The organism is Pseudomonas sp. SC11, assembly GCF_047039205.1.
Classification (GTDB): domain Bacteria; phylum Pseudomonadota; class Gammaproteobacteria; order Pseudomonadales; family Pseudomonadaceae; genus Aquipseudomonas; species Aquipseudomonas boreofloridensis.
Genome location: NZ_CP178183.1, coordinates 1215191 through 1233724, shown reverse-complemented (window position 1 = coordinate 1233724; position 18534 = coordinate 1215191). Strand labels below are relative to the sequence as shown.

Annotated in this window: 16 protein-coding genes and 1 other RNA gene; all 17 read right to left on the bottom strand. The window is 63.7% G+C overall.

Annotated features, from left to right (window positions below; genetic code table 11):
* Positions 1–56: 56 nt before the first annotated feature.
* Positions 57–1253, bottom strand: coding sequence for a cell division protein FtsZ (ftsZ, locus tag ACK2SD_RS05690; protein WP_029612151.1), 1197 nt, complete (start codon positions 1251–1253; stop codon positions 57–59).
* Between the two features lie 57 nt (positions 1254–1310).
* Positions 1311–2567, bottom strand: coding sequence for a cell division protein FtsA (gene ftsA / locus ACK2SD_RS05685; protein ID WP_039579839.1), 1257 nt, complete (start codon positions 2565–2567; stop codon positions 1311–1313).
* 14 nt (positions 2568–2581) lie between these two features.
* A complete protein-coding gene (locus ACK2SD_RS05680) occupies positions 2582–3451 on the bottom strand; it encodes a cell division protein FtsQ/DivIB (RefSeq protein WP_412461585.1) in 870 nt (289 codons plus the stop codon).
* A gap of 5 nt (positions 3452–3456) precedes the next feature.
* Positions 3457–4413 carry a D-alanine--D-alanine ligase gene (locus ACK2SD_RS05675; RefSeq protein ID WP_412461584.1) on the bottom strand — a complete coding sequence of 319 codons (957 nt, stop codon included), beginning with the start codon at positions 4411–4413 and terminating at the stop codon, positions 3457–3459.
* Positions 4410–5864 carry a UDP-N-acetylmuramate--L-alanine ligase gene (gene murC, locus ACK2SD_RS05670; protein ID WP_412461583.1) on the bottom strand — a complete coding sequence of 485 codons (1455 nt, stop codon included), beginning with the start codon at positions 5862–5864 and terminating at the stop codon, positions 4410–4412. The genes ACK2SD_RS05675 and murC overlap by 4 nt, the downstream gene beginning before the upstream one ends.
* A complete protein-coding gene (gene murG / locus ACK2SD_RS05665; protein ID WP_412461582.1) occupies positions 5857–6936 on the bottom strand; it encodes an undecaprenyldiphospho-muramoylpentapeptide beta-N-acetylglucosaminyltransferase in 1080 nt (359 codons plus the stop codon). The genes murC and murG overlap by 8 nt, the downstream gene beginning before the upstream one ends.
* On the bottom strand, positions 6926–8140 hold the full coding sequence (ftsW, locus tag ACK2SD_RS05660) for a putative lipid II flippase FtsW (protein ID WP_039579846.1): 1215 nt from the start codon (positions 8138–8140) through the stop codon (positions 6926–6928). Before ftsW ends, murG begins: the two co-directional genes overlap by 11 nt.
* Positions 8137–9483, bottom strand: coding sequence for a UDP-N-acetylmuramoyl-L-alanine--D-glutamate ligase (gene murD, locus ACK2SD_RS05655; RefSeq protein WP_412461581.1), 1347 nt, complete (start codon positions 9481–9483; stop codon positions 8137–8139). The genes ftsW and murD overlap by 4 nt, the downstream gene beginning before the upstream one ends.
* Before the next feature lie 6 nt (positions 9484–9489).
* A complete protein-coding gene (gene mraY, locus ACK2SD_RS05650; protein ID WP_342650641.1) occupies positions 9490–10572 on the bottom strand; it encodes a phospho-N-acetylmuramoyl-pentapeptide-transferase in 1083 nt (360 codons plus the stop codon).
* Complete coding sequence (locus tag ACK2SD_RS05645; RefSeq protein ID WP_412461580.1) at positions 10572–11939, bottom strand: UDP-N-acetylmuramoyl-tripeptide--D-alanyl-D-alanine ligase; 1368 nt, start codon at positions 11937–11939, stop codon at positions 10572–10574. The genes mraY and ACK2SD_RS05645 overlap by 1 nt, the downstream gene beginning before the upstream one ends.
* Positions 11932–13419, bottom strand: a complete 1488-nt coding sequence (locus ACK2SD_RS05640) for a UDP-N-acetylmuramoyl-L-alanyl-D-glutamate--2,6-diaminopimelate ligase (RefSeq protein ID WP_039579853.1) — start codon at positions 13417–13419, stop codon at positions 11932–11934. Before ACK2SD_RS05640 ends, ACK2SD_RS05645 begins: the two co-directional genes overlap by 8 nt.
* The gene (locus tag ACK2SD_RS05635; protein ID WP_162889597.1) at positions 13419–15149 is read right to left on the bottom strand and encodes a peptidoglycan D,D-transpeptidase FtsI family protein; all 1731 of its coding nucleotides are present in this window, start codon (positions 15147–15149) and stop codon (positions 13419–13421) included. Before ACK2SD_RS05635 ends, ACK2SD_RS05640 begins: the two co-directional genes overlap by 1 nt.
* Positions 15149–15442 carry a cell division protein FtsL gene (ftsL, locus tag ACK2SD_RS05630; RefSeq protein ID WP_029612141.1) on the bottom strand — a complete coding sequence of 98 codons (294 nt, stop codon included), beginning with the start codon at positions 15440–15442 and terminating at the stop codon, positions 15149–15151. Before ftsL ends, ACK2SD_RS05635 begins: the two co-directional genes overlap by 1 nt.
* A complete protein-coding gene (gene rsmH, locus ACK2SD_RS05625) occupies positions 15439–16386 on the bottom strand; it encodes a 16S rRNA (cytosine(1402)-N(4))-methyltransferase RsmH (RefSeq protein WP_412461579.1) in 948 nt (315 codons plus the stop codon). The genes ftsL and rsmH overlap by 4 nt, the downstream gene beginning before the upstream one ends.
* Positions 16383–16838 (bottom strand): division/cell wall cluster transcriptional repressor MraZ, encoded by a 456-nt coding sequence (mraZ, locus tag ACK2SD_RS05620; protein ID WP_029612140.1) that lies wholly within the window; start codon positions 16836–16838, stop codon positions 16383–16385. The genes rsmH and mraZ overlap by 4 nt, the downstream gene beginning before the upstream one ends.
* Positions 16839–17148: 310 nt before the next feature.
* An RNA gene (gene rnpB / locus ACK2SD_RS05615) (RNase P RNA component class A) lies at positions 17149–17508 on the bottom strand.
* Positions 17509–17575: 67 nt separating this feature from the next.
* Positions 17576–18370, bottom strand: coding sequence for a 16S rRNA (cytidine(1402)-2'-O)-methyltransferase (rsmI, locus tag ACK2SD_RS05610; RefSeq protein WP_412462271.1), 795 nt, complete (start codon positions 18368–18370; stop codon positions 17576–17578).
* Positions 18371–18534: the final 164 nt, after the last annotated feature.

The following is an 18534-nucleotide window of genomic DNA, read 5'->3' as shown; positions in this document are numbered from 1 at the left end:
TAGCAGACCCGGCCTTTGCTGAACACCAATCACCCTCATAGCCCTGATAAATTCCATCAATCGGCCTGGCGACGCAGGAAGGCCGGGATGTCCAGGTAATCCAGATCGTCCTGTGGGTTGAGTTTGGCCGCAGCGGCAGCACCGGCGTGAGCCTGGTTGCGCATCACGGTCGGACGCTCCAGCTCACGGTAATTGACCGATGGCTGTTCTGGACGCACGGGTGCCGGATTGGACGCTTCGTACACCTGTTGCGCGGTCTGCAGGGTGTTGTCCACCACTTTGACCGGCTTCTCGATACGCGCACCCAGGCCAGTAGCGACCACGGTGACGTGCAGTTCGTCGCGCATGTCCGGATCGATCACGGTACCGACCTTGACCATTGCGTGGTCGGAGGCGAAGGCTTCGATGATGCTACCCACATCCGAGTACTCACCCAGCGACAGGTCAGGACCTGCGGTGATGTTCACCAGGATGCCGCGGGCGCCCTGCAGGTTGACGTCTTCGAGCAGCGGGTTGCGGATCGCCGCTTCGGTGGCCTCGCGGGCACGGTTCGGACCGCTGGCGCAGCCGGTACCCATCATGGCCATACCCATTTCGCCCATCACGGTGCGCACGTCGGCAAAGTCGACGTTGATCATGCCGGGACGCTTGATGATGTCGGAGATACCGCGCACGGCACCGGCGAGCACATCGTCCGCCTTGGCGAACGCCGACAGCAAGCTGGCGTCCTTGCCCAGAATGGTCAGCAGCTTCTCGTTGGGAATGGTGATCAACGAGTCGACGCTTTCAGCCAGCATGCGAATGCCTTCGTCGGCGATCTGCATGCGCTTGCGGCCTTCGAAGGGGAACGGACGGGTCACCACTGCAACGGTGAGAATGCCCATTTCCTTCGCCACTTCGGCGATGATCGGCGCTGCACCTGTACCGGTACCGCCGCCCATGCCGGTGGTGATGAACACCATGTTGGTGCCCTGCAGGACTTCGGCAATGCGCTCACGGTCTTCCAGCGCGGCCTGACGACCGACTTCCGGATTGGCACCTGCGCCCAGACCCTTGGTGACGCCGGTACCCAGTTGCAGGATGGTGCGTGCACCGATGCTCTTCAGCGCCTGTGCATCGGTGTTGGCGCAGATGAACTCCACACCCTCGATGTTGCTTTTGACCATGTGGTTGACGGCGTTGCCACCACCACCACCGACGCCGATCACTTTGATGACCGGGCTTTGCGGGACGTTGTCTACGAGCTCGAACATTTTCCCTCTCCTTACAGTTCTCTAGTTTTTTAGCGCCTACCACTACTGCTTTGAAACTTAGAAATTGCCTTGGACCCAGCGCTTGAAGCGCTCAAGCACCGGGGCCTTCGGTTCATCGCCATAGCTGTTGCTGCTGCTGTTGCCGGTCAGGGGCAGGTCCTCGGTCTGCTTGTGCAGGCCGTAGGTGAGCAGTCCCACGCCGGTTGAATAGATCGGGTTGCGCACCACATCGCTCAGCCCCCGAACGCTGTGCGGCACGCCAAGGCGTACCGGCATGTGGAAAATTTCTTCGGCCAGCTCCACCGCGCCTTCCATCTTCGCGGTACCGCCGGTGAGGACGATGCCGGCCGGCACCAGGTCTTCGTAGCCACTGCGGCGCAGCTCGGCCTGGATCAGGGTGAACAGTTCGTCGTAACGCGGCTCGACCACCTCGGCCAGGGCCTGGCGCGACAGTTCGCGCGGCGGACGATCGCCGACGCTCGGCACCTTGATGGTTTCGCCGGCACCTGCCAGCTTGGCCAGGGCACAGGCGTAGCGGATCTTGATTTCCTCGGCGTACTGCGTCGGTGTGCGCAGGGCCATGGCGATGTCGTTGGTGACTTGGTCGCCTGCAATCGGAATCACGGCGGTGTGACGAATCGCGCCTTCGGTGAAGATGGCGATGTCGGTGGTGCCGCCGCCGATGTCCACCAGGCACACGCCCAGTTCCTTCTCGTCGTCGGTCAGCACCGAGTAGGCCGAGGCCAGTTGCTCGAGGATGATGTCGTCGATTTCCAGGCCACAGCGGCGCACGCACTTCTCGATGTTCTGCGCTGCGTTGACTGCGCAGGTGACCACGTGGACCTTGGCCTCCAGGCGTACGCCGGACATGCCCAGGGGCTCACGCACGCCTTCCTGGTTATCGATCACGTAGTCTTGCGGCAGGGTGTGCAGCACGCGCTGGTCGGCAGGAATGGCCACGGCCTGGGCGGCGTCGAGTACGCGCTCCAGGTCGGCGACGCTGACCTCGCGGTCGCGGATCGCGACGATACCGTGGGAGTTCAGGCTGCGGATATGATTGCCGGCCACGCCGACGAACGCCGAGTGGATACGGCAGCCCGCCATCAACTGCGCCTCTTCCACCGCGCGCTGGATCGACTGCACGGTCGATTCGATGTTCACCACCACACCTTTCTTCAGGCCGCGGGACGGATGAGTACCGATCCCGACGATCTCCAGGGTGCCGTCCGCCGCCACTTCGCCCACCAGGGCGACGACCTTGGAGGTGCCGATGTCCAGCCCGACGATCATTTTGCCGCTATGCGCGTTTGCCATGGTCCTGCCTCTCTCTAATTCTTCGCAACGGCGGGTTGGGCCGTCGTCGGTGCAATCGGTTCCCGCCAGCCAACGGCTAATCCGTTGGCGTACCGCAGATCGACGCGGGCGATGTTGGCGATCTGCTCTTTGAGTGTCTTGTCGCAAATGGCAATGAACCGGCGCATCTTCTCCACCAGATGATCGCGTCCCAGCAGCAGCTCGATGCCTGGACCGGTGCTACCCGCACCCGTGGTCAGGAACCAGCTGCCTCGCTCGCGCAGCTCCAGGCGAGCGATGGAGAACCCCAGGGGACGCAGCATCTGGCTCAGTACCTGATACTGCTGCATGACTTGTTGCTGAGCGCGCTGCGGGCCGAACAACTGCGGCAGGTGCTCATAGTTGGCCAGCTCGCGCGGGGTGAAGGCCTGGCCCTGGTTGTTGAGCAAGGCCTCGTCGCCCCAGCGCGCGACAGGCAGTTGTTCCTCGAGGCGAATCACCACCTCGTTGGGCCAGACCCGACGCACTTCGGCGTGGGCGATCCACGGCATCTGCTCGAGCTCGGTGCGCATCGCCGGCAGGTCGACGCTGAAGAAGCTCGCCGCCACGTAGGGCGCAATACGCTGCTGCACCGCCTGCTGGCTGATGTAGCTGAGGTCGCCCTGCACGGCGATCTTGGTGATCGGCCGGTCGGCATAGGGCATCAGCCTGATCGCCCCCTCATAGGCGCCGAAACCGGCCGCCACCAGCAGCACCGGCCACAGCAGGCGCTTGAGACCGCCGAAGTTCGGCCGAGGCAGGCGCGCCGATACGGGCTCGTCGGCCACCAGTCGGCTGGCACCGCGCGGCACCGGCTTGCTACGGCCGGTCACGGGTTGCTGCTGACGTATCATTGCGCCTTGCATGGTGATTAACCTCGCGTCGCTACGCTGTCGGCCAGGATCGCCAGCACCAGTTGCTGGAAGTCCAGTCCGGCCGCGCGGGCCGCCATGGGCACCAGGCTATGATCGGTCATGCCCGGTGCGGTGTTGACTTCGAGCAGCCAGAACCGGCCCTGCTCATCCTGCATCACGTCCAGACGGCCCCAACCCTCGATGCCGATGGCATCGCAGGCGCGCGCGGTCAGGTCGATCAGTTCCTGTTCCTTGTGGCGGTCCAGCCCGCACGGAATGCGGTACTGAGTGTCGTTGGCGACGTACTTGGCGTCGTAGTCGTAGAACACGTGCGGGGTACCCAAGGCGATCGGTGGCAGCACTTGGCCGCGCAGCACCGCGATGGTGAACTCCGGACCGTGGATCCACTGCTCCACCAACACTTGGGAATCGTAGCGAGCGGCGTCCTGCCAGGCAGCGACCAGTTCCTCGACGTTGTTCACCTTGGCCATGCCGATGCTCGAACCTTCATGGGCAGGTTTGACGATCAGCGGGAAGCCCAGTTCCTTGCCTGCCTCGACACAGTCGTTTTCAGTGCTGAGCACGGCGTGACGCGGGGTCGGAATGCCCAGGCTCTGCCACACCTGCTTGGTGCGCAGTTTGTCCATGGCCAGTGCCGAAGCCAGGATGCCGCTACCGGTATACGGAATGCCCAGGCACTCCAGCAGGCCTTGCATGCTGCCGTCTTCGCCGCCACGGCCATGCAGAATGATGAACGCGCGATCGATCCGCTCGTGCTGCAGGCGCTCGAGCAGGTCGGCGCCGACATCGATGGCCACCACGTCCACACCCGCTGCCGTCAGTGCCTCAATCACCGCAGCGCCGGATTTCAGCGACACCTCGCGCTCGGCGCTTTTGCCCCCGTAGAGCACGGCCACCCGGCCGAAGGCCTTGATGTCGAGGGTGGAGTGCAGTTTGTCGTACGCGGTACTCACAGCGATTTCTCCTGCTGGGCGACGGCGCCAGCGAACAACGGGCTTTTCATCAGTTGTGGCGCCAGGCCGCCGACATCGCCGGCGCCCTGGCAGATCAGGATGTCACCGGCGCGCAGCAGCGGCTTGACCAGGGGCGCGAGTTCGGCGCCGCGCTCGATGTAGATCGGGTCGAGCTTGCCGCGCTGGCGGATGCTGTGGCACAGCTGACGGCTGTCGGCGCCCGGAATCGGCTCTTCACCGGCCGGGTACACCTCCATCAACAGCAGCACGTTGGCATCGCCCAGCACCTGTACGAAATCGTCGTACAAATCGCGGGTCCGGCTGTAGCGGTGCGGCTGGTAGACGATCACCAGGCGCCGGCTCGGCCAGCCACCACGCACGGCCTTGATCACGGCCGCCACTTCGGTCGGGTGATGACCATAGTCGTCGACCAGCATCACGCTGCCACCTTCGACCGGCAGTTCGCCGTATACCTGGAAGCGTCGCCCAACGCCCTGGAAACCCGACAAGCCCTGGACGATGGCCTCGTCGCTGATGCCCTCGTCGGTGGCGATGGCGATGGTGGCCAGCGCATTGAGCACGTTGTGGTTGCCGGGCATGTTCACCGACACCTCCAACGGCTCGCGGTCGCGGCGCAGCACGGTGAAGTGGGTCTGCATGCCCTGCTGGCGGACGTTGATGGCGCGAATGTCGGCCTCGTCGCTGAAACCGTAGGTGACGGTCGGACGTTTGACCTGGGGCAGGATTTCACGCACCACCTGATCGTCCAGGCACATCACCGCCAGACCGTAGAACGGCAGGTTGTGCAGGAACTCGACGAAGGTCTTCTTCAGCTTGTTGAAGTCACCTTCGTAGGTCGCCATATGGTCGGCGTCGATGTTGGTGACCACCGCAACCATCGGTTGCAGGTGCAGGAAGCTGGCATCGCTTTCATCGGCCTCGGCGATCAGGTAGCGGCTGGTCCCCAGTTGCGCATTGGTGCCGGCGGCGGTCAGGCGACCCCCGATGACGAACGTCGGGTCCAGGCCACCGGCTGCGAACACCGACGCCAGCAGGCTGGTGGTCGTGGTCTTGCCATGGGTGCCAGCCACGGCGATGCCGTGACGGTAGCGCATCAGTTCGGCGAGCATCTCGGCGCGTGGCACTACCGGAATACGACGTTCCAGGGCAGTGGCGACCTCCGGGTTGGCCGGATTGATGGCGCTGGACACCACAAGCACGTCGGCGGTGGCCGCGTTTTCGGCGCGGTGACCCACGAATATCTCGGCGCCGAAGGACTCCAGGCGCTGGGTGACCGGCGAGGCCTTGAGGTCCGAGCCGGATACTTCGTAGCCCAGGTTCAGCAGTACTTCGGCGATCCCGCACATGCCCACGCCGCCGATACCGACGAAGTGGATACGGCGGATGCGGCCCATCTTGGGTTGCGGCATGGCTTTCTGGCTTTCAACCATGGGCCACCTCCAGACAGATGTCGACTACGGTGCTGGTTGCGGCAGGTTTGGCCAGGCGGCGAGCGGTGCCGGCCATGGTGTCGAGTTTCTCGGGTTGCATCAGCACCTCGTTCAGGCGTTCAGCGAGCTGCGCTGCGCCAGTTGTCGCTTGTGGCAGCAGGAAGGCGGCGCCTTCCCGAGCCAGGTATTGGGCGTTGTGGGTCTGGTGGTCGTCGATGGCGTGGGGCAAAGGCACCAGCATCGAAGGCAGGCCCGCCGCCGCGAGTTCGCTGACGGTCAGGGCTCCGGCCCGACACACCACCATGTCTGCCCAGCCGTAGGCGTGGGCCATGTCCTTGATGAAGGGCTCCACCTGGGCTTCGATCCCGGCCTCGCGATAACGCTCGGCGGTGACCTCGGCGTGTTGCTTGCCGGCCTGGTGGAACACCTCGGGACGAAGGTCGACGGACACTTCGGACAGGGCCTTAGGCAGCAATTTGTTCAATGGTTCCGCACCCAGGCTACCGCCGAGCACCAGCAGCCGTGCGCGGCGCTCGGCCAGGGGCAGGCGTGGCGACTCCAGGAACAGTTCGCGGCGTACCGGATTACCGGTGGTACGGCGTTTCTCGCTGGCCTCGAAGGTGTCGGGGAAGGCTTCGCAGACCCGCGCAGCCAACGGCACAAGCAAGCGGTTGGCGGTACCAGCGCGGGCGTTCTGCTCGTGGATCACCAGCGGTACACCGCACAACCGCGCGGCGACGCCGCCGGGGCCTGTGACATAGCCACCGAAACCGAGCACGCATACTGGCTGAAGTTCGCGGATGATGCGCCGTGCCTGCAGCACGGCCTTGACCAAGGTAAACGGCGCCTTGAGCAGGGACAGCTTGCCCTTGCCGCGCAAACCGCTGACCTGGATCAGGTGCAGCGGCAGGCCAGCCTGCGGCACCAGCTCGTTCTCGATACCGCGAGGGGTACCCAGCCAATGCACGCTGTAGCCACGGGCCTGGAATTCACGCGCGCAGGCCAGCGCCGGGAACACGTGCCCGCCAGTGCCACCGGCCATGATCAAGACGTTCTTGCCGTCAGCGCCCATGACTGGTCTCCTCGGCAAAATCGCTTTCCTTGAACTCGTGCTCTTCGCTGCCCAGGTGCGTTCGGCTCTCCCATTCGATGCGCAGCAGCAGCCCTACGCAGGCGCAGCAGATGACCAGCGAACTGCCTCCGTAACTGAGGAACGGCAGGGTCAGGCCTTTGGTGGGCAGCAGACCGACGTTCACACCGATGTTGATGAGGAACTGACCAATCCACAGGAACGCCAGGCCGAATGCCATGTAGGCAGCGAAGAATTGTTTGGCCTTTTCTGCCCACAGACCGATGTAGAGGGCGCGAATGGTGACGAACACGAACAGCGCCACGGTGCACAGCGAGCCGACCACACCCAGTTCCTCGGCCAGTACCGAGAACACGAAGTCGGTGTGCGCTTCGGGCAGGTAGAACTGTTTCTGCACGCTGTTGCCAAGGCCCACGCCCAGCCACTCGCCGCGACCGAAAGCGATCAGCGCCTGGGTGAGCTGGTAACCGGAACCGAACTGATCGGACCAGGGGTCGGTGAAGGTGATCAGACGCGCCATCCGATAAGGCTGGGCCTGCACCAGGACGAACACCGCCACCACCGCCAGTACCACCATCAGCGAGAAGCGGAACAACCCCACCCCACCTAAGAACAGCATCGCGGCCGCAGCGCCCATCATCACCACCGTGGCGCCGAAGTCCGGCTCCATCAGCAGCAGGCCGGCCATCGGCAGCAGCACGATGAACGGCTTGAAGAAGCCCATCCAGCTCTCGCGCACTTCGGTCTGCCGGCGTACCAGGTAACCAGCCAGGTAGATCACCACGAACACCTTGGCGATTTCCGACGGCTGTACGTTGAAGAAGCTGAAACCGATCCAGCGCATCGAGCCGTTCACTTCGCGGCCAATGCCGGGCACCAGCACCAGCACCAGCAGGCCGAAAGCGCCGATCAGCATCATGAAGCCCATGCGCTGCCAGGTGGCGATCGGCACCATCATGGTCACGCCGCAGGCGCCAAGGCCCAGAGCGACGTACACCAGGTGGCGAATCATGTGGTACAGCGGGTTGCCCGACTGCACCGCAGCCACTTCCGACGACGCCGAGGTGATCATCACCAGGCCCAGACCCAGCAGCGCCAGGCAGCCGGCCAGCAGCGGGAAGTCCAGGTCGATGCCACGCCCGCTGATCAGCGGCGACGGGTACGGCTTGATGATGCCGAAAATCATGCCAGCCCCTCCGCTGCCTGGGCGAACAGACGCCCGCGTTCTTCGAAATTCCTGAACATGTCCAGGCTGGCGCATGCAGGCGACAGCAGCACCGCATCGCCCGGCTCGGCGAGTTCAGCGCAGCGCTGCACGGCCTCCTCCAGGCTGGCGACTCGCACCAGCGGCACCGCGCCTTCAAGCGTCTCGCTCAGGCGTTGGGCATCACGACCCAGCAGCACCACGGCGCGGCAATGCCGGCCGGTCGGCTCGCGCAGGGCGGCGAAATCAGCACCCTTGCCGTCACCGCCGGCGATCAGGACCAGCTTGCCTTCGATGTCTGCGCCCAGGCCTTCAATGGCCGCCAGCGCGGCACCGACATTGGTGGCCTTGGAATCGTCGTACCAGTTCACACCGTTGCGCTCGCGCACCCATTGGCAGCGATGAGCCAAGCCGGTGAATTCGCGCAGCGCCTCGAGCATCGGCTGGAACGGCAACCCTGCTGCATGACCCAGGGCCAACGCCGCCAGGGCGTTGCTCTGGTTGTGCGCACCGCGGATCTTCAGTTCACGCACCGGCATCAACGATTGAAATTCGAACGCCAGGTACTTCTCGCCATCCGCTTCTCGCAGGCCGAAAGCCTTGAAGTCCGGCGCGTTGAGACCGAATGTCCAGCAGGGACGCCCTTCGACCGGCAGCGGCCGACTCAAGGCGTCCTGACGGTTCACCACCACCTGGCGAGCACCTCGGAAAATGCGGTGCTTGGCCAGGTGATAGGCCGGCAGGCCGCTGTAGCGGTCCATATGGTCTTCGCTGATGTTGAGCACGGTGGCCACTTCAGCGTTGAGCTGATCGGTGGTCTCCAATTGGAAGCTCGACAGTTCCAGCACGTACAGCTCGACGCTGTCGTCGAGCAGATCCAGTGCTGGCGTGCCGAGGTTACCGCCGACGGCCACGCGTTTACCGGCCTTGGCCGCCATCTCACCGACCAGAGTGGTGACCGTGCTCTTGGCGTTTGAACCGCTGATCGCCACGATCGGCGCCTTGGCCTGACGAGCGAACAACTCGATGTCGCCGGACAGCGTCACGCCGCGCGCAGCAGCCTGCTGCAGCGCTGGCGTGGACAGGGCCAGGCCGGGGCTTACATACAAGGTGCTGGCGCGGCACAGGAAGTCGACGTCCAGCTCACCACAGCGTACTTCCACCTGCGGGTAGTCACGGCGCAGGGTGTCCAGTTCCGGCGGTTGCTCGCGGGTGTCGGCGACCGCAAAGGCGATGCCCTGGCTCGCCAGGAAGCGAACCAGGGACATGCCGCTCTTGCCGAGGCCGACAACGATGCGGAATTGGTCGGAAGCGATCAGTGACACGCTCGTTTACCTCAGTTTCAGGGTGGCAAGGCCGACCAGCACCAGAATCACGGTGATGATCCAGAATCGGACGATCACCCGCGGCTCGGGCCATCCCTTGAGTTCGAAGTGATGATGAATCGGCGCCATGCGGAACACGCGCTTGCCCGTGAGCTTGAAGGAGGCGACCTGAATCACCACCGACAGGGTTTCCATGACGAACACACCGCCCATGATGAACAGCACGATTTCCTGACGGACGATCACGGCGATGGTGCCCAGCGCAGCGCCCAGCGCCAGCGCGCCGACGTCGCCCATGAACACCTGGGCCGGATAGGTGTTGAACCACAGGAAGCCCAGGCCGGCGCCGATCAGCGCGCCGCAGAACACGATCAGTTCGCCCGAACCCGGCACGTAGGGAATCAGCAGGTACTCGGCGAACTTCACGTTGCCCGACAGGTAGCAGAAGATGCCCAATGCGCCGCCGACCATCACCGTCGGCATGATCGCCAGACCATCGAGGCCATCGGTCAGGTTGACCGCGTTGCTCGAGCCGACGATGACGAAGTAGGTGAGGATCACGAAGCCGGCACCCAGCGGGATGGTGAAGTCCTTGAGGAACGGCACAATGAGGGTGGTTTCGACGCTGGTGGGTGCAGTCATGTAGAGGAACACCGCAGCGCCCAGGCCGAATACCGATTGCCAGAAGTATTTCCAGCGGCTTGGCAGCCCCCGGGAATTCTTCTCGATCACCTTGCGGTAATCGTCGACCCAGCCAATGGCGCCGAACAGCAGGGTGACGATCAGCACCACCCACACATAGCGATTGCTCAGGTCCGCCCACAGCAAGGTGCTGATGGCGATGGCCGAGAGGATCAGCGCGCCGCCCATGGTGGGCGTGCCAGATTTGGACAGGTGCGATTGCGGGCCGTCGTTACGCACGGCCTGACCGATCTGGCGAACTTGCAGGGTACGAATCATCCACGGCCCCAGCCACAGCGCCAGGGACAGCGCAGTCAGCACGCCCAGGATCCCGCGCAGGGACAGGTACTGGAAGACCGCGAAGCCCTTGTAGAACTGTTGCAGATACTCAGCCAACAGCAGCAGCATTAATGTTTCTCCCCGCTGGTCTCGCACAGTGCAGCCACGACGTGTTCCATCGCAGCGCTGCGCGAGCCCTTGATCAAGATAGTGGTATCGCCGGCGGACTCGACCTGTACGGCGTCGATCAGCTCGGCTTGTGTGGCGAAATGGCGGCCATGGGCGCCAAATGCCTGGACCGCGTGGGCCATGTTGGTACCGGTGGCGTACAACGCGTCGATCTTGCCCTGCGCGTACTCGCCGACCTGACGGTGGCCTTGCTCGGCCCACTGGCCCAGTTCGCCGATATCCCCGAGCACCAGGACGGTACGGCCGGAAAAGCCGGCGAGTATATCAATGGCCGCGCAGACCGAGGTGGGATTTGCGTTGTAGGTGTCGTCGATCACCCGCACGCCACTCGGGGCGATCTGGGCGACCGAACGGCCCTTGACCGGCTGCACCGCCGCCAGCCCTGCCGCGATGCCCGGCAGGCTCACGCCGACAGCGTGGGCAGCGGCAGCGGCGGCCAGGGCGTTGCTGACGTTGTGCACGCCCAGCAGATTCAGTTGCACCGCCGCGCTGCCCGCCGGGCTGTGCAGGGTGAACGAGGGACAGCCACGGGCATCGCGACCGATGTCGCTGGCGTGGAAGTCGGCGCGCGGGTCGCTCAGGGCGAAGCTCAGCACTTTGTGCTGGCCGGCGCGCGCGTGCCAGATCGGGAACGCCTTGTCGTCCAGGTTGAGCACGGCAGTACCGCCCTCGCCCAGCCCTTCGAGGATTTCGCCCTTGGCCTCGACGATTTTCTCAGGACCGCCGAACTCGCCTACATGGGCGGTGCCGGCATTGTTCAGAATCACCACCTGCGGCTGGGTGAGGCCGACGGTGTAGCGAATTTCGCCGATCCGCGAGGCGCCCAGCTCGATCACCGCAGCCGTGTGCTCTGCGGCGATTTCCAACAGGGTCAGCGGTGCGCCGAGGTCGTTGTTCAGGTTGCCGCGGGTCGCGTGCACCGGTCCGCGCGTGCGCAGGACGCACGCGAGCATTTCCTTGACCGTGGTCTTGCCGCTGGAGCCGGTAATGGCCACCACGGGCTTGTCGAAGGCAGCACGGTTCAACGCGCCCAATTGACCCAGTGCCAGACGGCAGTCAGCGACGCGCAACTGCGGCAGGTCGACACCGTCGATTTCACGCTCGACCAGTGCCGCGACTGCGCCCTTGGTTTTTACATCGGCCAGATAATCGTGGCCGTCGAAACGCGGACCAGCCAGCGCAACGAACAGTTGCCCTGGCATCACGCTACGACTGTCGATGCTCACGCCGGTAAAGCTTGCGTCGGCACCGACCAGATGAGCACCCAATGCTGTGGTCAGCTGGCTGAGTGTCATTGGCTTAAGCATGTGGAGCCTCCCAGGCTGAAAGGGCCTTCTCGGCTTCGAGCAAATCGGAGAACGCCAGGCGTTCGCCATTGATCTCTTGGTAGTCCTCGTGCCCCTTGCCCGCCAGCACAATCACGTCGTGCGCAGCGGCGCTGGCGATCAAATGGGCAATGGCCTGGCCACGACCGCCCATGAACTCGACGGCGTCGGCGGCGCGCAGACCGGGACGGATATCATCGAAGATCCTCAGCGGATCTTCAGTGCGTGGATTGTCGTCGGTGACCAGCACCCGATCGGCCAGGCGCTCGGCCACTTCGGCCATCAGTGGACGCTTGCCGCGGTCACGGTCGCCGCCACAGCCGAACAGGCAAAGCAGCTGGCCCCGGGCGTGCGGACGCAGTGCTTGCAGCACCTGCTCAAGCGCGTCGGGGGTGTGGGCGTAATCGACCACCACTAGCGGCTTCTCGCCGCCGCCCAGGCGCTGCATGCGACCCACCGGGCCCTGCAATTGCGGGATCACCTTGAGGATGTCGTCCAGCGGGTACTCCAGCGCCAGCAGCGTGGCCACTGCCGCCAGCATGTTGCTCAGGTTGAAGCGGCCCAGCAACTGACTGCGCAGGGTACGCTCGCCTTGGGCAGTGACCAGGATCGCGCGCACGCCATCGTCGTCGAAGCAGGCTTCGCGGCAGTACAACGAGGCGTCCCGGTTTTCCAGGCTATAGCTGAGCAATCGGGTCTCGATATGATCGGCAGCAGGTCGCTGGGCGTAGGCCTTGGCCAGGCGCCGACCGAAGTCATCGTCCAGATTGACCACCTGACAACGCAGGCTCGGCCAAGCGAACAGCTTGGCCTTGGCCGCCTCGTAGGCCTGCATGCTGCCGTGGTAGTCCAGGTGATCGCGCGATAGATTGGTCATCACGGCGATGTCGAACGCCAGCGCCGCCACCCGGCCCTGTTCGAGGGCATGGGAGGAAACCTCCATGGCCACGGCCTTGGCGCCGGCCTTTTTCAAGTCGTTGAGCGTCGACTGCACGGCGATGGGATCTGGCGTGGTCAGTCGGCCGCTTTGCAGCTCACCGTGAAAACCGGTACCCAGGGTGCCGATCAGGCCGCAACGCTGACCCAGCAGGTCGAGCGCCTGGGCCACCAGTTGAGTGACGCTGGTCTTGCCGTTGGTGCCGGTTACCCCGATGAGCTCAAGCTGACGGCTCGGTTCGCCGTAGAAGCGCCCGGCAATCGACGACAGCTGGCCAATCAGGCCCTTCACTGGGATCAGTGGAACATCGGTCAGCGGCAGTACGGTGGCGCCCTGCTCTTCATAAGCAATGGCGGCTGCGCCACGCGCCAGGGCATCGGCGATATGCACGCGCCCGTCGAGCTTGGCCCCGGGCACCGCCAGGAACAGATCGCCGGGGCGCACGTTACGGCTGTCGAGGGTCAGCTCGCGGATCAGCGGATCGCGGCTGGCGTGGGCGAACAGTTTGCTCAATGGCATCGTCATCAGCCACGCCCTCCATTGGCGGACACTGCACTGGCCTGCTGGGCATTGGCCGGCGGCAGATTGTCAGGCGGCACGTTCATCAACCGCAGGGTGCCGGACATGACCTTGCTGAACACCGGCGCAGATACCAGGCCACCGAAGTAACCGCCCTTGCCCGGCTCGTCGATGACCACGACGATGGCATAGCGCGGGTCGCTCATCGGGCCGAAGCCGGCGAACAGCGAACGGTAGGCATTTTCGGTGTAGCCCTTGGAGCCCACGGTAGCCTTACGCGCGGTGCCCGACTTGCCGGCCACGTGATAGAACGGCACCTGGGCACGGAACACGCCGCGCGGGGCTTCGATGACCTGCTGCAGCATGCCTTGGATGGTCTTGGCGGTTTCTTTCGGAATGGCCTGGACGGTGTCGGGCTGTTTGTCGACCTTGAGGATCGACAGCGGCACCATCTTGCCGTCGTTGGCCAATGCGGCGTAGGCATGCACCAGTTGCAGCGCGGTGACCGACACGCCGTAGCCGTACGACAGGGTGGCCGTTTCGGCCTTGCGCCATTCGCGGTGATTGGGCAGGTTGCCGACCCGTTCGCCCGGGAAGCCCAGGCCGGTGTATTGACCCAGGCCGACCTGCGACATCACCCGGTAAATGGCTTCGCCGCCGATGTCGAAGGCGATCTTGCTCATGCCGACGTTACTGGAGTTGATCAGGATGCCGGTGAGGTCGAGGATCGGCCCTTCACTCTTGGACACGTCTTTAATGGTGTAGCGACCGATCTGCAGACTGCCGGGATACACCTCGACCTTGTCGGTCGGCTTCCAGCGCCCGCTTTCCAGCGCCGCACTCATGGAGATCGGCTTGACCGTGGAGCCTGGCTCGAACACGTCGATGATCGCGCGGTTGCGCATGGCTGCCGGGAACATGCTGCGGCGGTTGTTGGGGTTGTAGGTAGGCTGGTTGACCATCGCCAGCACCTCGCCGGTCTTGACGTCCATGATCACCAGACTCCCGGCCTTGGCGTCCTGCTCGGCGATGGCGTTGCGCAGCTCGCGGGTCGCCAGGTATTGCAGGCGCAGGTCGATCGACAACGCCAAGGTCTTGCCGGCCTTGGCGTTCTTGGTCACTTGAATGTCCTTGATCAGCCGTCCGCGACGGTCTTTGATCACTTGTCGCTTGCCTGGCACGCCGGCGAGCCACTCGTCGTAGGCGAGCTCGACACCTTCGCGGCCGTGGTCGTCCAGGTCGGTGAAGCCCACCATGTGCGCGGTCACATCGCCTGCTGGGTAGAAGCGACGGAACTCTTCCAGCCCGTATACACCGGGTACTTTCAGGTCGAGCACCTGTTGCCCCTGCTCCGGCGTGAGGCCGCGGACCAGATAGATGAATTCCTTGTTGGCTTGCTGGGTGAGGCGCTCGATCAGTTGCTGCGGGTTCTGCCCGAGCACCGCGGCCAACTGCGGCCAGCGCTCCTTGGAAGCCTGCATTTCCTTGGGATTGGCCCACAACGTGGTGACCGGCGTACTGACGGCCAGCGGTTCACCGTTGCGGTCGGTAATCAGACCACGGTGTGCGGGAATCGGGATATGACGCAGGCTACGGGCATCGCCCTGGCCCTTGAGGAAGTCGCGGTCGACCACCTGAAGGTCGATGATGCGCCAACTGATGGCGCCGACCATGAGCGCGAGCAGGCCCACCACGACGCGGAAGCGCCAGGGATACAGTGCCCCCTCGAGCTTCATCATGGCGTCACCATCCGCACTTCGTCGGCATTGGGCACACGCATTTTCAACTGGCCCGACGCCAGGCTCTCGATGCGACTGTGGGCAGTCCAGGTGCTTTGCTCGAGAATCAGCCGGCCCCACTCGGCTTGCGCCTTATCGCGCTCGCTGAGTTCGTTGTAAAGGGTGTTGAGCAGTTGGCGGTTCCAGTGCGCGCTGTAGGAGACGGCAATGGCCGAGCCCAGCACACCGACGAACAGCAGCAGCATCAGGAAGCTTCCGCCCGGCAGCGGCTTGGCGAACAGCCGGCTCACCGCAGTTTCTCCGCCACGCGCATGACGGCGCTACGCGCCCGCGGGTTGGCCTTGAGTTCTTCATCGGAGGCGAACTGCGCCTTGCCGATCAGGCGGATCTTCGGTTCGAAGGCCTTGTGCTGAACCGGCAGGTTGCGCGGCAGGTTGTCTGCTTCGCCCTTGACCAGCTTGCGCATGAACAGCTTGACGATGCGGTCTTCGAGCGAATGGAAGCTGATGACCACCAGGCGACCACCCACCTCCAATGCGTCGAGCGCTGCTTCGAGGCCGGCTTCAAGATCGCCCAGTTCGTTGTTGACGTGGATGCGCAGCCCTTGGAAAGCACGCGTGGCCGGGTTCTTGCCCTTCTCCCAGGCGGGGTTGGCGACCTTGAGCACTTCGGCCAGATCGGCGGTGCGGGTGAACGGCTGCTGTTCACGGCGCTGGACCACGGCACGGGCCATGCGCTTGGCGAAGCGCTCTTCGCCGTATTCCTTGAACACCCGGGCAATGTCCTCTTCTGCCGCCGAGGCAATGAATTCGGCGGCGCTGACGCCCTGACCGGGGTTCATGCGCATGTCCAGCGGACCGTCGTTGAGGAAGCTGAAGCCGCGCTCAGGGTCATCCAACTGTGGCGAGGACACGCCCAGATCGAGCAGTACACCACTGACTTTGCCGTGCAGCTCGCGCATGCGTACTTCATCGCCCATCTCGGCGAAGCTGCGCTGCACAATGACAAAGCGGCCGTCTTCGGCCGCCAGCGCTTGCCCCGTGGCAATCGCTTGTGGATCTTTGTCGAAACCCAGCAGCCGCCCCTGCGGCCCCAGCCGACTGAGCATGAGACGGCTGTGGCCGCCCCGCCCGAACGTGCCGTCCAGATAGCAACCGTCGGCGCGCAAGGCCAGTGCCTCGACAGCTTCGTCGAGCAGGACGGTAATGTGGTTGAAGCCGCTATCTATGGTCACAGGATCAGGTCACGCAGTTCGTCGGGCATGGCGCCCGGTTGTTGGATAGCGGCGAGGTCGGCTGCCGAAACCGCGTTCCAGGCATCCTCATCCCACAGCTGGAATTTGTTCAGTTGCCCCACCAGCATCGCCTTCTTGTCGAGCCGGGCGTACTCACGCAGGCGAGGCGGCACCAGGAAACGACCACTGCCATCGAGCTCCAGGTCCACCGCGTTGCCAATCAGCAGACGCTGCAGGCGACGGTTTTCCTCACGCAACGATGGCAAGGCACGCAACTTGGCTTCTATCTGCTCCCACTCGTCGAGCGGATAAACGCACAGGCAAGGATCTACAGCGTCGATGGTCACGATGAGCTGGCCGTTGCAACGCGAATCGAGCTCGTCACGGTACCGGCTCGGCATAGCGAGACGGCCCTTGGCATCGAGACTGACGGCGTTGGCTCCGCGAAACACGGCTGCGATTCCCCACAATGTTATCGTTTTTGTGCCAGAAAACCCACTTCGTCCCACTTTCTGCCACTTGCGCACACTATAGGAATCCGCCCGCCGCACCGTCAAGGCACGTTCATAAGGAAAACCCTTACAGGACCGAGATTTAGCGCAACAAAGGAAGGGGGAAAGACTACCGGGAGACAAAATTGACGGAAAAAATCACGTGCACTCAAATGGATAGAGTGTGAAGTTAAAGTGATTTATTAAGAGTAAGAACTTTTCGGCATTACCACAGGGGATCTGCTATCGATTGCAGCAGAGAAAGGGGAAGGTGGAGAGTCGATCTGTAAGCCGGGTTTTGTCGAGGACAGTCATTCCTCTACGACGGCCATCACTGGACGCCTCTAGCAACCTACCCGGTTCCGACGCGGGCCACGCCATAAGGAACCCTATTTGGTCTTGCTCCGAGTGGGGTTTACCTAGCCACGAACTGTTGCCAGTCGTGCGGTGCGCTCTTACCGCACCTTTTCACCCTTACCGGCACCGAAGTGCTTAGGCGGTTGTTTTCTGTGGCACTTTCCGTAGGCTCACGCCTCCCAGGGGTTACCTGGCACTCTGCCCTGCGGAGCCCGGACTTTCCTCCCCCTACTTTTGCGGAACAAAAGCAGGCAGCGACTGTCTGATCGACTCTCCGCCGGCAAGGGTAACGGCAGGCGGGCGCAAGAACAAGCCTTCACTTAAATAATATCATTAAGCCACTACTGGCTTTTTTGTTTATCCAATGCCGCCTGATAAAGAAGATTCTTACGCACGCCTGTAATTTCAGCCGCCAACGCTGCTGCGCGCTTGAGCGGCAACTCTGCCAATAGCAGGTCCAATACGCGCTGGGCTTCGCGACTGATGGCCTGCTCGTCCTGAGGCGCCGTCCAGCCTGCCACCAGCACGACGCACTCGCCGCGCTGCTGGTTGGAATCGGCGGCGACGAACTCGCGCAGCTCGCAAAGCGGCAAGCCCTTGAGCGTCTCGAACGTTTTGGTGAGCTCGCGCGCCAGCAATGCCGGACGCTCATCGCCGAACACCGCCTGCATGTCCTCCAGGCATTCAAGAATCCGGTGCGGCGCTTCGTAGAAGATCAGCGTACGCGGCTCCTCCCGGACCTGCTCGAGGCGAGCGCGACGTCCGGCCGACTTGGCTGGCAGGAAGCCTTCGAAAATGAAACGGTCCGAGGGCAGGCCGGCCGCCGAGAGCGCAGCGATCAGGGCACAGGCGCCCGGCACCGGCACCACCTTGATACCGGCAGCGCGCGCCTGACGCACCAAATGGTAGCCAGGATCGGAAATCAACGGCGTGCCGGCGTCGGACACCAGCGCCACATCATCGCCTGCCAGCAGTCGCGCGATGAAGCGGCTGCCCTCGTCGCGCTCGTTGTGCTCATGGCAGGCGGCCAGGGGAGTATCAATGCCGAAATGCTGCAGCAGGCGTACCGAATGGCGGGTATCCTCAGCGGCGATCAACGCCGCACCGGCCAGCACCTTGAGCGCCCGGGCGCTCATGTCATCGAGGTTGCCGATGGGCGTGGCCACGACGTAAAGCGTCCCGGCGGTCGATTGTGAAACCCCTGCAACATCCGTCACTGCGTGCACCTGTCTTGCCGATCAAAGGCGCCATTGTAGCCCGAGCACTTGCAACAGCGCGCAAACAACTTCGAACTCGGACC

What these genes read in the sequence shown, in the direction of transcription:
- ftsZ (WP_029612151.1), bottom strand. Translation starts at nt 1,253, where the DNA reads ATGTTCGAGCTCGTAGACAACGTCCCGCAAAGCCCGGTCATCAAAGTG.
- ftsA (WP_039579839.1), bottom strand. Translation starts at nt 2,567, where the DNA reads ATGGCAAACGCGCATAGCGGCAAAATGATCGTCGGGCTGGACATCGGC.
- ACK2SD_RS05680 (WP_412461585.1), bottom strand. Translation starts at nt 3,451, where the DNA reads ATGCAAGGCGCAATGATACGTCAGCAGCAACCCGTGACCGGCCGTAGC.
- murC (WP_412461583.1), bottom strand. Translation starts at nt 5,864, where the DNA reads ATGGTTGAAAGCCAGAAAGCCATGCCGCAACCCAAGATGGGCCGCATC.
- murG (WP_412461582.1), bottom strand. Translation starts at nt 6,936, where the DNA reads ATGGGCGCTGACGGCAAGAACGTCTTGATCATGGCCGGTGGCACTGGC.
- ftsW (WP_039579846.1), bottom strand. Translation starts at nt 8,140, where the DNA reads ATGATTTTCGGCATCATCAAGCCGTACCCGTCGCCGCTGATCAGCGGG.
- mraY (WP_342650641.1), bottom strand. Translation starts at nt 10,572, where the DNA reads ATGCTGCTGCTGTTGGCTGAGTATCTGCAACAGTTCTACAAGGGCTTC.
- ACK2SD_RS05645 (WP_412461580.1), bottom strand. Translation starts at nt 11,939, where the DNA reads ATGCTTAAGCCAATGACACTCAGCCAGCTGACCACAGCATTGGGTGCT.
- ACK2SD_RS05640 (WP_039579853.1), bottom strand. Translation starts at nt 13,419, where the DNA reads ATGACGATGCCATTGAGCAAACTGTTCGCCCACGCCAGCCGCGATCCG.
- ACK2SD_RS05635 (WP_162889597.1), bottom strand. Translation starts at nt 15,149, where the DNA reads ATGAAGCTCGAGGGGGCACTGTATCCCTGGCGCTTCCGCGTCGTGGTG.
- rsmI (WP_412462271.1), bottom strand. Translation starts at nt 18,370, where the DNA reads ATGAGCGCCCGGGCGCTCAAGGTGCTGGCCGGTGCGGCGTTGATCGCC.